The organism is Streptomyces sp. NPDC033174 (genome assembly GCF_055577795.1).
This window is the reverse complement of record NZ_JBVIPQ010000005.1, coordinates 560,124-573,739: the sequence shown is the minus strand read 5'-3', so window position 1 is coordinate 573,739 and position 13,616 is coordinate 560,124. Positions and strand designations below refer to the sequence as shown.

Genomic DNA, 13,616 nt, shown 5'->3' with positions numbered 1-13,616 from the left:
GGTGTACGACCCCACCCAGCTCCGTACCTTCCTCGCCGTGGCGCAGACCCTGAGCTTCACCCAGGCCGCGCGCCGGCTCGGGCTGCGCCAGTCCACGGTCAGCCAGCATGTGCGACGGCTCGAGGACGCGACGGGCCGTCCGCTCTTCAGCCGCGACACCCACAGCGTGGATCTCACCGAGGACGGCGAGGCGATGCTCGGCTTCGCACGCACGATCCTCCAGGCCCACGAACGCGCGGCGGCCTTCTTCACCGGGACGCGGCTGCGCGGCCGGCTGCGGTTCGGCGCCTCCGAGGACTTCGTCGTCACCCGGCTCCCCGAGATCCTGGAGTCGTTCCGCCGCGATCACCCGGAGGTCGATCTGGAGCTGACCGTCGAACTCTCCGGCACGCTGCACACCCAGCTGGAGGCGGGACGCCTCGACCTGATCCTCGCCAAGCGCCGCGCCGGCGACCGCCACGGCGAGCTGGTCTGGCAGTCCGTCCTCACCTGGATCGGCGCGCCCCGGCTGCGCCTCGACCCGGACCGGCCTGTTCCGCTGATCGTCTTCCCGGCGCCGGGGATCACCCGGGCCCGCGCCCTGGAGGCCCTGGAGGCCGCGGGCCGGCCCTGGCGCGTCGCCTGCACGAGCGCCAGCCTCAGCGGCCTGATCGCCGCGGCCCGCGCGGGTCTGGGCGTGATGGCCCACACCCGCGGGCTGATCCCGCCGGGCCTCACCCCGGTCCCGGCGCGCTACGGCCTCCCGGACCTGGGCGAGGTGGACTTCGTCGTCCGCCAGGGCCGGGAGCGGGGCGGGTCCCAGGAGGCGGCGGAGGCCGCCGACGCGCTGGCCTCGGCGATCCTGGCGAGCGGCGACCGGCTGCACCGGCCGGCGGGCGCGCCCGGGGACTGAGGGCGGCGAACCCCTCGTGATCGACCGGTACAGATTCGGAAGATTCCGTGGAGATTACGGCGCCGCTTGCTTACTCCCGAGTCAGTACCGTGCCACGAGCACGCCCACGACCACCGGTTTGTGGCGCCTGACCTGTGGTGTTGCCGAATGTCCAGAGTTCATCAAGGCCCTCCCGCGCGCCCTGATGGTGGGGTACCGTCACCGGCGCTGTGCGGAGCGCCACAAGGAGCAGGTCATTGCGGGAGTTCACAGTGCCGCCCATCGAGGCGGCGCCTCAGGTCGGCGGACTGGCGGACGCCGTGTTCGACCATGCCCAGAACGCTCCGGAGCGGGTCGCCCTCGGGCGCAAGGACGCGGCGGGTCAGTGGCAGGACGTGACCGCGCGGCAGTTCCGTGACGAGGTGCTGGCGCTGGCCAAGGGGCTGATCGCCCACGGCGTACGGTTCGGGGACCGGGTCGCCATCATGTCCCGTACGCGCTACGAGTGGACGCTCTTCGACTTCGCCCTGTGGAGCATCGGCGCCCAGTCCGTGCCGGTCTATCCGACGTCCGCCGCCGAGCAGGTCTTCTGGATGCTGTACGACGCCGAGGTCACGGCGTGCGTGGTCGAGCACGAGGACCACGCGATGACGATCGGTTCGGTGGTCGACCGGCTGCCGCGGCTGAACCGGCTCTGGCAACTGGACGCGGGCGCGGTCGCCGAGCTGGTCGAGGCCGGGGCCGGGATCGACGAGGACGTGGTGCACCGGCACCGCCGGGCGGTCACGCCCGAGTCGGTGGCGACCGTGATCTACACGTCGGGGACGACGGGCCACCCCAAGGGCTGTGTGATCACCCACTCCAACCTGATGTTCGAGTCGGACATGCTGACCGGGCGCTGGGAGCCGGTGTTCCACACCAAGACCGGCGACGAGCCGTCCACGCTGCTCTTTCTGCCGCTCGCCCATGTCTTCGGGCGGATGGTGGAGGTCGCGGCGATCCGCAGCGGAGTGAAGATCGGGCACCAGCCGGTACTGGCGGCGAGCGAGCTGCTGCCGGACCTGGCGGCGTTCCGGCCGACGTTCATCCTGGCCGTGCCGTACATCTTCGAGAAGGTCTTCAACGCGGCCCGCCGCAAGGCGGAGGGCTCGGGCAAGACAGGACCGTTCGACAAGGCCGTCGAGGTGGCGGTGAAGTACGCGGAGGCGCTGGAGCACAAGGCCTTCGGTCTCGGCCCCGGCCCCTCTGCGGCGCTGCGGATGCAACACCAGTTCTTCGAGAAGGTCGTCTACGGCAAGGTCCGGGACGCCATGGGCGGACGGGTGCGGCACGCCATGTCCGGCGGCTCGGGCATGGACCGCCGGCTGGGGCTGTTCTTCGAGGGCGCGGGGGTCACCGTGTACGAGGGGTACGGCCTGACCGAGTCGTCCGCGGCGGCGACCGCGAACCCTCCGGAGCGGACCAAGTACGGCACGGTCGGCCAGCCGATCCCCGGAACGACCGTGCACATCGCGGAGGACGGCGAGGTGTGGCTGCGCGGCGGCCACATCTTCTCGGGTTACCTCAACGACCCCGCCTCGACGTCCGCCGTGCTGAACGACGGCTGGCTGGCCACGGGCGACCTGGGATCCCTCGACGACGAGGGCTATCTGACGATCACCGGGCGGAAGAAGGAGATCCTGGTGACGTCGGGCGGCAAGAGCGTGTCGCCCGCGGGGCTCGAGGAGCGGGTGCGGGCGCATCCGCTGGTGGCGCAGTGCATCGTCGTCGGCAATGACCGTCCGTACATCGCCGCCCTGGTGACGGTGGACCAGGAGGCCGTGGAGCACTGGCTGGCCATGCAGCACCGGCCGCCCATGCCGGCGGCCGATCTGGTGCGGGACCCCACCCTGGAGACGGAGATCCGGCGCGCGGTGGTGGCGGCGAACACGCTGGTGTCCCAGTCCGAGTCCATTCGTACGTTCCGGATCCTGGCGCACCCCTTCAGTGAGGAGCACGGGCTGCTCACGCCGTCGCTGAAGCTGAAGCGGAAGGCGATCGAGAAGGCGTACGCGGTGGAGGTCGACGCGCTGTACCGGTGAGGCACGGCACCCAAGTGCCGCGCGCCGACGATTATCTGACGGTCCATCAATTGACATGGCGTCAGTTATTGACGGTTCATCAGGTCGCCCACAGAATTCGGTCACCCGACGGAGGGACCGACCGTGTTGCGACCGATCCGCACCATCGCCGCAGCCGCCGCGGCACTACTGCTCGCCACCGCCTGCAACTCCGCCTCCACCGGAGGGACGTCACAGAAGGAGGGCGACCCGGCCGCCCGGGGCGTGACCGCCGGCTCCATCAAGGTCGGCGGCATCGTCTCCATGACGACCGCCAGCGGCTACTCCAAGAAGGACACCGACCTCGGCGCCAGGGCGCGCTACGACCGCGCCAACGCCGAGGGCGGCGTCAACGGACGCACCATCGAGTACCTGGGCGCCGAGGACGACGGTCAGGATCCGGCCAGGAACCTCGCCGCCGCACGGAAATTGGTCCAGCGGGAAAAGGTCTTCGCGGTCTCCCCGATGAGCTCGGTCACCTTCACCGGCGCCGACTTCCTCGACCGGCAGAAGGTGCCCACGGTGGGATGGGGCACCCTGCCGTCCTTCTGCGGCCCCCCGCACATCTACGGCTTCAACGGCTGCCTCGTCCCCATGCCGGGCGGAACCCTCAACCAGACGTGGCCTGAGGGGCTCGGGGCCGTCCTGGGCGGGGCGAAGGGCAAGTCGGTCGCTCTGATCGCCGGGGACAACGACGCGGGCAAGTTCGGCATCCGCACCTTCGGCCGGGGGTTCGGGGCCGCCGGCTTCACGGTGTCGTACGCCAAGGCCGTCGTGCCCGCGACCTCCATGCCGAGCGACTGGTCCGCCTACACCAAGGAGATCCTGCGCTCCAACGGCGGCAAGGCACCCGACGCGGTGGTCTCCGTCATGCAGACCCCGTACAACATCGGGCTGTTCACGGCCCTCAAGCGCGCCGGCTACAAGGGGGTCATCTCGGATCCGACCGACTACGACCCGGGACTGCTCTCCAAGGACGCCACGAAGCAGGCACTGGAGGGGGTCCACGTGCTGCTGCAGTTCCAGCCGTTCGAGTCGGACACGCCCGCGATGAAGCAGTTCAAGGCGGACATCAGGAAGGCGGCGGGCGGCAGAGAGATCCCGCTGAACATGCACATGGTCACCGGGTACATGTCGGCGGACCTCTTCCTGGCGATCGCGAAGAAAGCGGGCAAGGACCTGACCGTCGACTCCTTCCAGAAGGCCGCCTCGACCTTCTCCGACACCGGCACCCTGGTCGGCGACCGGGCCGAACCCAAGGGCCGGAAGGAGAGCTTCGGCTGCGGGGCGCTGGTGCAACTGCGCGGCGGGCGGTACGAAGTGTCGTCGCCCTTCAGGTGCTATCCGCCGATCCCCTTCGGCTGAGAGGCTCCGGGCGTGGGTGACCTGCTGGGTTTCGTACTGAGCGGACTGGTCTCGGGCGCGCTGTACGCCCTGCTCGCGACGGGCCTCGTGCTGTCCTACTCGGCGTCGGGTCTGTTCAACTTCGCGCACGGCGCCACCGCCTATCTGTGCGCGCTGGCCTTCTACGAACTGCACTCGGGGTTCGGCTGGCCCGCCGTACCGACGGCGCTGCTGCTGGTGTGCGGCGTGGCGCCGGGGATCGGCTGGGGGCTCGACCGGCTGATGTTTCGCAAACTGGCCCGGGCCGGCGAGACCGCGCAGATCGTAGCGACGATCGGGCTGCTGGTCGCCCTGCCGGCGGCCGGACTGTGGGTGGTGGAGCTGCTGGCGGAGGCGGGGGCGCCGGTGCTGCCCGCCGAGAACCAGTTCGGGCTCCCGGGTGTGGGGCCGAGCCCGGCGACGTCGTGGCAGCCGATGGACGGGGTCGGCGTCGACTCCGACCAGCTCATCACCTGGATCGCCACGGCCGTCGTCGCCGTCGCGCTGTGGGTGCTGATGCGGCACACCCGGCTGGGGCTGCGGCTGCGGGCCGCCGTCGACAACCGCTCCCTCGTCGAACTTCGGGGCATCAGCGCGGACCGGCTGTCGTCGACCGCCTGGATGCTCTCGTCGGGACTGGCGGGTCTCGCGGGCGTCCTGGCCACACCGCTGCTGGGCCTCTCGGCCCACGATTTCACCCTGTTCCTCTTCGTCTCCGCGACGGCGGCGGTCCTGGGCCGGTTCGCGTCGGTGCCGATGGCGTTCGCGGGCGGGCTGGCGCTGGGCGTGCTCCAGAACCTGGTCGCGGGGTACGCCACGTTCGCCGAGGGCATCACCGGCTTCCGTACGGCCGTGCCGTTCCTCATCCTGTTCGCCGGTCTCCTCGTGATGGCCCGCCGGACGCGTGCGGCCGGGACGGCGGCCGTCGACGCGCCCCCGGTCGACTACCTGGCCGGCCGCTCGTGGGCGCACCGGTGGGGACCGTGGGCGGGCGGGGCGGTACTGCTCGCGGTCGCCTTCTACACGGTCACCACCCCCTTCTGGAGCGGAATCCTGGCGCAGGGTCTCGCGATCGCCCTCGTCTTCATGTCCTTCACGGTCGTGACGGGACTCGGCGCGATGGTCTCCCTCGCACAGGCCACCTTCGTGACAGGGGCGGCGCTCGTCGCCGGGCTCCTGATGAGCCACGGCTGGCCGTTCGCCGCGGCCGCGGCCGCCGGCACCTGCGCGGCGGCGCTGCTCGGCGCGGTGGTGGCCCTGCCCGCGCTGCGGCTGGGCGGCCGCTCCCTGGCCCTTGCCACGCTGGCACTCGCCTTCCTCGCCGACCAGGTCCTCTTCCAGTTCCGCGGGCTGCGCAACGGCGACACCGGCTGGGAGATCCCCCGCCCCGTCGTCGGCCCCGTGGACCTCACTGACGACCGTGCCATGGGCGTGGCACTGGTGATGCTCTGCGCGGTGTCGGTCTGGCTCCTGCACCGGCTGCGCGAGTCGTCCTCGGGCCGCGCGATGCTGGCCGTACGGTCCGCCCCGGCCGCGGCGCTCGCCTCCGGCGTATCGGTCGTCCGCACGAAGCTGTTGCTGTTCACCGTCTCGGCGGGGCTGGCCGGCTTCGGTGGCGTGATGTACGCGTCGTACAACACCCGTGTCACGGCGACCGACTTCACCGCGATGACCGGGCTGGTGTGGCTGGCGGTGGCGGTCGCGGCGGGTGTCCGCAGGCCGCAGTTCGCGGTGGTGGCGGGCCTGGTCTTCGCGCTCGTCCCGCACCTGATCGCGGGTTACGTGACGGAGTCGGCGCACCTGCCCGTGATCCTCTTCGGCCTGGCAGGGCTGGCCCTGGCGAACGACCCGGACGGGTACTGCGCGGCGATCCCGACGCGATGGCACGCGCGCCGGGTGGCCAGGGCGGGAGTACGGACGGGGACGGGAGCGGGGGCCATGGGCGGGCCGGCACCTGCGGGCGGTGAGGCGGGCCCGCCGGCGGGCGGCAGTCGTCCGCGGCGGAGGGCCTCGGGTCTGGCGGCCGCGGCCCCTGAGACGGACGCGGGAGCCGGCGGCCCCTCGCGGGAGGCGGCCCCGCCCGCCCGGACGGCCCCCCTCACGCATGCCGAGGTGGACGGTACGGCGGGTGACCTGCCGCAACCAGGGCCCGCGCCCGCCGGGAAGGCCGCCGACACGCCGCTGGGGCCGGCCGATGGGGGCAGCCTCCGGCCACGCGTCCCGGCACCCGTCGGCGCGACCGGCTCGCACGGCACCCCACCGCGCCCGGCCACCCCTCTGGACATCCCCGCCCTGCGGCTCGACGGCGTCCACGCCGGGTACGGCGGCGCCCCGGTCCTCCACGGGGTGGACCTCACCGTCCGGGCCGGGGAGATTCTCGCGCTGCTCGGCCCCAACGGAGCCGGGAAGTCCACCACCTGCCGGGTGGCCGCCGGGCTGCTCGGTGCGGTGCGCGGGCGGGTGGCCGTCGGGGGACGGGACGCCACGGCGCAGGGCCCCGTGCGGCGGGCCCGTGGCGGAGTGCTGCTCGCCCCGGAGGGCCGAGGGATCTTCCCCGGGCTCACGATCGAGGAGAACCTGACGCTGCACCTGCCCGACCGGGGCGACCGGGACGCCGTGTACGAACGGTTCGCCGCTCTCGCCAACCGCCGTAACGTACAGGCCGGTTCCCTCTCCGGCGGCGAGCAGCAGCTCCTCGCGCTCGCCCCGTTGCTCCAGCACCCACCCGCCGTGCTCGTGGCGGACGAGCCGTCGCTCGGTCTCGCCCCGCGCGTCGTCGACGAGGTGTTCCGGCTGCTCACGGAGCTCCGTACGCGGGGCTCCGCGCTGCTCCTGGTCGAGGAGAAGGCGGCCGAGGTCCTCGGCATCGCCGACACGGTGGCGTATCTCGCCGAGGGCCGGGTCGCGTGGTGCGGCCCTCGCGCCGAGGTGGAGGCGGACCGGCTCACCGAGGCGTACCTCGGGTTGTCGGAGAGGGTGCGGACATGACGTCTGCGGACACCACGGGGACGGCCGGGGCCGGGACAGGTACCGGGTACGCGCTGGAGGCGGTCGGTGTCGGCGTCCGCTTCGGCGGGGTGCGCGCACTGGACGGCGTACGGATCGGGGTGCGGCCGGGCGAGGTGTGCGGGCTCATCGGCCCCAACGGAGCCGGAAAGACGACCCTGTTCGACGTCCTGTCCGGCATCCGGAGGCCGGACGAGGGCCGCGTCGTCCTCCACGGCACGGACGTCACGCGCCGCTCCCCCGTGTGGCGGGCGCGGCACGGGATGCGCCGCACGTTCCAGCGCCAACAGCTCTTCGGCCAGTTGACGGTCGCGGACAACCTGGTGGTCGCCCAGGAGTGGCGCCGGGGCAGTACTTCCCGCCGAAGGGCGCGGGCTGCGGCGGTCCTGAGGGAGTGCGGCCTGGAGGCGCTGGCGGACTCGTACGCCGGAGCGCTCCCGGTCGGTCAGGCCCGGATGGTCGAACTGGCGCGCGCGCTCGCCGATCCACCCGGAGTGCTGCTGCTCGACGAGCCCGCCTCGGGCATGTCCGCCGGGGAGCGGGCCCAACTGGCCGCCGTGGTGCGGCACATGGCGGACGAGGAGAACTGCGCGGTCCTGCTCGTCGAGCACAATGTCGCGTTCGTGATGGAGCTGTGCGCGCGGGTCGTCGTCCTGGACCTGGGCACCGTACTGGCGTCCGGCACGGCCGCCGAAGTACGCGCGGACCCGGGGGTACGCGAGGCGTACCTCGGCACCCGGGGATGACGAGTCCGGGGCGCCCAGTGCCGGCGCCCCGGACTCGTCATCATTTGTTCACATGTGCATCCCCGCGATACGGGATGTTCCGGGCACGAGCGGGAATGCGTGCGTGCCCGTGATCGTTGACCATGGGAGTACCACCCGACCAACCAAAGGATCGACCGCTCGTGAGCAAGGTCCCCTCCATCACCCTCAACAACGGCGTCTCGATGCCGCAGCTCGGCTTCGGCGTCTGGCAGATCCCGGACGACGAAGCGGCGAAGGCGGTGGGCGCGGCCCTGGAGGCCGGCTACCGCTCCATCGACACCGCCGCGATCTACGAGAACGAGACGGGCACCGGCCGGGCCATCGCCGACTCGGGCATCGCACGTGACGAGCTGTTCGTCACCACCAAGCTCTGGAACAGCCAGCAGGGCTTCGACTCGACCCTGCGCGCCTTCGACACGTCACTGGACAAGCTCGGCCTCGACTATGTGGACCTGTATCTGATCCACTGGCCGGTCCCGTCCAAGGACGCCTACGTCGACACGTACAAGGCCTTCGAGAAGATCTACGCGGAGGGACGCGCCAAGGCGATCGGCGTCTCCAACTTCCTTCCGCAGCACCTGGACCGGCTCGTCGCCGAGACCTCCGTGGAGCCGGCGGTCAACCAGATCGAGCTGCACCCGCAGCTTCAGCAGGCGGAGTCCCGCGCCGCCCACTCGCGGTACGGCATCGCCACCGAGGCCTGGTCGCCGCTCGGCCAGGGCCGCGGCCTGCTGGAGGTGCCGACGGTCGTCGCGGTCGCCCGGAAGCACGGCCGGACCCCCGCGCAGGTGGTGCTCCGGTGGCATCTGCAGCTCGGCAATGTCGTGATTCCCAAGTCGGTGACGCCCTCCCGGATCCAGGAGAACATCGACATCTTCGACTTCCAGCTGGACGAGGACGACCTGAAGGCCTTCGCGGCCCTGGACGAGGGCAAGCGGCTGGGCCCGGACCCGGCGTACTTCTCGTAGAGCGGGTCACCGAACCGGTCCACGGGCGGCGGTGGGCCGACCACCGCCGACCGTGGGATGCCGCGTCGGCCTGTTCCGGACACCCTGTTGGCATGTTCCACGGGAAAATTCCATAACCCTCACCTCCCTCCCACACGTTGAGTAACATCCCCGTCACACCCACACGGAAAGCCGGGGAGGGAACTTCCGCGTGCCCGGAATCGATGAATGCCTGCTGGAGGCAATGCGGTTACCCGGCGCTCTGGGCGCCGCGGTGGTCGACTGGACCAGCGGGCTCGCCCTCGGCACGGTCGGGGACTCTCCCCACAACGACCCCGAGGCCACGGCCGCCGAGACCGCCGAGCTGGCACGGATGGCGACCGAACATCCCTCGTTCGCACCCGACGCCGGCGACGGACCACCCGTCGAGGACGTCATCGTCACCAGCCGCACGGGCTACCACATCCTGCGCTTCGTCGAGACGACCTTCGACAGCAGCGTCTTCCTGCACCTCTGGCTCGACCGTGAGCAGGGCAATCTCGCCCTCGCCCGAATACGCCTGCGCGACCTCGCGGAAAGGCTGATCCTCGGGTGACCGCCACCGTCTCCCCCATGCTCACCCGGCTCGCCGCCGAGCGGGCCACAGGCGCTCTGCTGCGCGACCGGGGCACCCTCTATCTCGCCGACGGCGCGGTGGTGCACGCGGAAAGCCCCGCCGCCCCCGGCATCGACGTCCTGCTCACCACCACGGGGCGGCTGCGCCCCGAGGGCTGGCAACAGGCCGTCGACCAGGCGGGCGCGCACGGCCGGGTGGGCCGGTTCCTCGTCGACAGCGGCCAGGTCGCGGACGGCGAGCTGGAGATCTGCCACCTCGGCGCCCTGCACGACGCCGCCTACTTCGCGCTCGCGCCCAGCAGCGGACCCACCCGCTTCCGCTACGGCGTGGCCCACTGGATCGGCACCGTCCGTCCGGTCCCCGCGGACGTGGTGGAGCGCGAGACGCGGCGCAGAAGAGAGCTGCTCGACCGCATCTGGCCACACCCCGCGAACGACACCGCGCCCGTCGTACGGACCGCATGGCCCTCCGGCACCCAGGTGACCACGCGCCAGCGTGCCGTCCTGGGGATGGCGGACGGCGTCCGCACCCCGCCGGACATCGCCCGGCTGCTGGGCCGCCCGACCTTCCACACCCTGATCGACATTCGCAGACTGGCCGCGGCCGGACTCATCGAGACCTCCCGTATCCCCGCCTCGCCCGCCCTCGCACCCGTCCCCGCCCGGATCTCGGCCGAGTGCGCCGCCACCGACGCGGACACGGCCCTGCTGCGCCGACTGCGCGACGCATTGGAGGCCCTGTGATCCGCGTCCGGCGGCAGCGCGCCGAGAGGAGACAACTGATGTCCGCGGAAGCCGAAGTCATCGAGGAACTGCGCCGGTTGAGAGCCCGGGTGCCGCAGCTCACGGGCGCCCTCGCGGCCAGCGCCGACGGTCTCGTTCTGGCCCAGGAGAGCGCCTCCGCCGAGGCCGAGGGCATCGCCGCGCTCACCGCGGCCGCCCTCGGGGTGTCCCTGCGGCTGACGGACGCCACGGGACAGGGGGACTTCCGTGAGCTGCTGATCCGTGGCGAGAACGGCTACATCGCCACCTACGCGGCCGGCTCCGCAGCCGTCCTGACCCTCCTCGCGGAACCACGGATCAACGTGGGCCGGCTGCACCTGGAGGCCCGCAGGTCCAGTGCGCGCATCGGCGACATGGTCGACGGCGCACTCGAACGTCTCGACACCCCCTGACCACCGCCCGCACAGCGCATACCGCACACAACGCGAAGACGCCCAGAAGAACCCAGAAGAGGAACGGAACTGCCATGGCCAAGACCGAAGTCGCACTCAAGGAAGCAATCACGTCGATCGAGGGAGCGCTCGGTGCCGCACTCGTCGACTACACCAGCGGCATGGCGCTGGGCACGGTCGGCGGCGGCAAGGAACTCGACCTGAACGTCGCCGCCGCGGGCAACACCGATGTGGTGCGGGCCAAGCTGCGCACCATGGAACACCTCGGACTCAAGGACGAGATCGAGGACATCCTCATCACCCTCGGCAGCCAGTACCACCTGATCCGGCTGCTGAAGGCCCGCAACAACAACGGTCTCTTCCTCTACCTGGCGCTGGACAGCGCACGGGCCAACCTCGCGATGGCCCGCCACCAGCTGAAGCAGATCGAAGCGCAGCTGGAGGTCTGATCCCCGGCGGTGGGCGGCGTCCTCACCCCTCGGCCCCACCGGGCCGCGGGCGCGGCGCGGACGCCGTCCCACGCAGGTGCCGGGGCTCCGTCTCCCCCTTCGTCTCCCCCCGTCCGCGCCCCTCCCCGCCCGGGCGTCCGCCGCGGCTCAGACCGTGAGGACGATCTTGCCGCGCGTGCGGCCCGACTCGCTCCACTCATGGGCCTTCGCCGCGTCCTCGAGCGGGAAGACCGTGTCGACCGCGACCCGGAGACGACCCTCGTCCACCAGGGCCGTCAGCGCCTGGAGCGCCGCGTAGTCGGGCTCGACCAGGGTGAACCCGGAGCGCACCCCGCGCCGCTCTGCCTCCTCCACGGGCGGAACGGCCGTCGGGTCGGAGAGCGAGACCAGCGTCCCGCCCTCCCGCAGGACGCCCAGCGAGCGGATGCCGTAGTCGCCGCCGACCGTGTCGATGACGGTGTCGACGTCCCGCACCACCTCGGTGAAATCGGTCGTCGTGTAGTCGATCAGCTCGTCGGCGCCCAGGTCCCGCAGGAAGTCGTGCTTGGCCGCGCTCGCGGTGCCGATGACATGGGCGCCGTGCGCCTTGGCGATCTGGACCGCGAGGTGGCCGACGCCGCCCGCCGCGGCGTGGATCAGGACGCGGTGCCCCGCCCGCAGCCGGGCCGTCCCGACGAGCGACTGCCAGGCGGTGAGCCCGGCGAGCGGCAGCGCCGCCGCGTGGACGTGGTCCAGCCCGGCCGGCTTGCGTACGAAGTGCCTGGCGGGGCCGGTGACGTACTCGCTGTAGCCGCCCGCCTGACGCGGGAAGTCGGGCATACCGAGCACCTCGTCGCCCGGCTGGTACAGCGTGACGCCGAGGCCGACGGCCTCCACCACTCCGGAGACGTCGTAGCCGAGCACGGGCGTCTCGCCCCAGAGGCCGAAGCCCCCGCTGGCGCGTGACTTCCAGTCGATGGGGTTGACGCCGGCCGCGTGGACCCGGACGAGGATCTCGGTCGGGCCGGGCGCGGGGCGGTCCAGACGGACCTCGGTGAGGACCTCCGGTCCGCCCCAGGCGGCCGCGCTGATGGCGCGCATCGTGGCGTCGGAGCCGACGGCGGTGGTGTGGTTCATGAGGAGGTGGATCCCTTCGTGTGGAGTGTGACGTGCGCCGCCGCGGCTGGGCCACGGGACGGGTACCGCTCCACCTTCCGCTCCGGAGCCGTAACGTGGTATTGGCCAGATGGCCATGATGTGACAGAATCTGGCCATGCAGGATTCGACCGGGCCGGACGGCCCCCACCGCGTGGTCGTGCTGGCGCTCGACGGAGTTCTCTCCTTCGAGCTGGGCATCCCCGCGCGAATCCTCGGCTGCGCGCACTCGGCCGACGGCACGCCCCTCTACGACGTACGGGTCTGCTCCCCGGACGGCGCCCCCGTCCGCACCGACGCCGGTTTCTCGATCGGCGTCGAGCACGGTCCCGAGGCGCTGGAGGAGGCCGACACCGTCGTCGTACCGCCCGCGTACCATCTGCGGCAGCACGCCGAGGAAGGCGTGATGGCGCCGGAGCTGAAGGGTGCCCTGGCGCGCATCCGGCCCGGGGCGCGCATCGTCTCGATCTGCACGGGTGCGTACGCGCTCGCCTCGGCCGGTCTCCTCGACGGCCGCGCCGCGACCACCCACTGGGTCGAGGCGGACCACTTCCAGAAGCTGTTCCCCCGCGTGCGGGTCGACGCGGATGTGCTCTTCGTCGACGACGGCGACGTCCTGACCTCGGCGGGCGCCGCCGCCGGGGTGGACCTGTGCCTGCATCTGGTGCGGCGCGACCACGGCAGCGCCACCGCCAACCAGGTGGCCCGCCTCTGTGTCGTGGCGCCCTGGCGGGACGGCGGGCAGTCGCAGTTCATCGAGCGGCCGGTCCCCGAGCCGTCGGCCTCGACCACCGCGCCGACCCGTGCCTGGGCACTGGAGCGCCTGGAGCAGCCGCTCACCCTGGCGGAGCTCGCCGGTCACGCGCGCATGAGCGTCCGCACCTTCACCCGCCGCTTCCGCGACGAGTCCGGCCTCACTCCCGGTCAGTGGCTCACGGCCCAACGCCTGGAGCTGGCCAAGCAGTTGCTGGAGACGAGCGATCTGCCGGTGGACCACATCGCGGACCGTGCGGGCTTCGGCAGCGGCAACTCGCTGCGCCAGCACATGCGCAGCCTGGTCGGGGTCTCCCCCGCGGCCTACCGGCGCACGTTCCACACGGAAGCGCCGCCGGTTCCCGCCCGCGGCGGCCCGAGGTGATCCCTCGCACCGGGTGCGAGGGATCGGCCGGG

The 13,616-nt window shown here is 72.0% G+C and carries 12 protein-coding genes; 11 read left to right on the top strand and 1 reads right to left on the bottom strand.

Features of this window, described 5'->3' with window-relative positions:
* The first annotated feature begins 1 nt into the window (after position 1).
* From ACZ5VC_RS19430 to ACZ5VC_RS19385, 10 genes are all read left to right on the top strand, one after another.
* Positions 2-892 carry a LysR substrate-binding domain-containing protein gene (locus ACZ5VC_RS19430; RefSeq protein WP_469121239.1) on the top strand — a complete coding sequence of 297 codons (891 nt, stop codon included), beginning with the start codon at positions 2-4 and terminating at the stop codon, positions 890-892.
* Positions 893-1,152: 260 nt separating this feature from the next.
* Entirely contained in the window at positions 1,153-2,952 is a 1,800-nt protein-coding gene (locus ACZ5VC_RS19425) for an AMP-dependent synthetase/ligase (RefSeq protein ID WP_469121332.1), read from the top strand.
* A 123-nt stretch (positions 2,953-3,075) separates the two neighbouring features.
* Positions 3,076-4,335 (top strand): ABC transporter substrate-binding protein, encoded by a 1,260-nt coding sequence (locus ACZ5VC_RS19420; RefSeq protein WP_469121238.1) that lies wholly within the window; start codon positions 3,076-3,078, stop codon positions 4,333-4,335.
* Positions 4,336-4,347: 12 nt separating this feature from the next.
* Positions 4,348-7,341, top strand: coding sequence for an ABC transporter permease subunit (locus ACZ5VC_RS19415; protein ID WP_469121237.1), 2,994 nt, complete (start codon positions 4,348-4,350; stop codon positions 7,339-7,341).
* Complete coding sequence (locus ACZ5VC_RS19410; protein WP_469121236.1) at positions 7,338-8,105, top strand: ABC transporter ATP-binding protein; 768 nt, start codon at positions 7,338-7,340, stop codon at positions 8,103-8,105. The genes ACZ5VC_RS19415 and ACZ5VC_RS19410 overlap by 4 nt, the downstream gene beginning before the upstream one ends.
* 161 nt (positions 8,106-8,266) lie before the next feature.
* Positions 8,267-9,094, top strand: coding sequence for an aldo/keto reductase (locus tag ACZ5VC_RS19405; RefSeq protein WP_469121235.1), 828 nt, complete (start codon positions 8,267-8,269; stop codon positions 9,092-9,094).
* Positions 9,095-9,284: 190 nt separating this feature from the next.
* Complete coding sequence (locus ACZ5VC_RS19400; RefSeq protein ID WP_469121234.1) at positions 9,285-9,668, top strand: hypothetical protein; 384 nt, start codon at positions 9,285-9,287, stop codon at positions 9,666-9,668.
* Positions 9,669-9,685: 17 nt separating this feature from the next.
* Positions 9,686-10,432, top strand: a complete 747-nt coding sequence (locus ACZ5VC_RS19395) for a transcriptional regulator (RefSeq protein WP_469121331.1) — start codon at positions 9,686-9,688, stop codon at positions 10,430-10,432.
* A 38-nt stretch (positions 10,433-10,470) separates the two neighbouring features.
* Positions 10,471-10,863 (top strand): roadblock/LC7 domain-containing protein, encoded by a 393-nt coding sequence (locus ACZ5VC_RS19390; RefSeq protein ID WP_469121233.1) that lies wholly within the window; start codon positions 10,471-10,473, stop codon positions 10,861-10,863.
* Positions 10,864-10,937: 74 nt separating this feature from the next.
* Positions 10,938-11,312, top strand: a complete 375-nt coding sequence (locus ACZ5VC_RS19385) for a hypothetical protein (RefSeq protein ID WP_469121232.1) — start codon at positions 10,938-10,940, stop codon at positions 11,310-11,312.
* 147 nt (positions 11,313-11,459) lie between these two features.
* Here ACZ5VC_RS19385 and ACZ5VC_RS19380 read toward each other — a convergent pair whose 3' ends face one another.
* Positions 11,460-12,428, bottom strand: coding sequence for an NADP-dependent oxidoreductase (locus ACZ5VC_RS19380; RefSeq protein ID WP_469121231.1), 969 nt, complete (start codon positions 12,426-12,428; stop codon positions 11,460-11,462).
* Between the two features lie 136 nt (positions 12,429-12,564).
* On the opposite strand from ACZ5VC_RS19380, the gene ACZ5VC_RS19375 reads away from it, so the two are divergent.
* Positions 12,565-13,584: a GlxA family transcriptional regulator gene (locus tag ACZ5VC_RS19375; RefSeq protein WP_469121230.1), complete on the top strand. Its 1,020-nt coding sequence runs from the start codon at positions 12,565-12,567 to the stop codon at positions 13,582-13,584.
* Positions 13,585-13,616 lie beyond the last annotated feature (32 nt).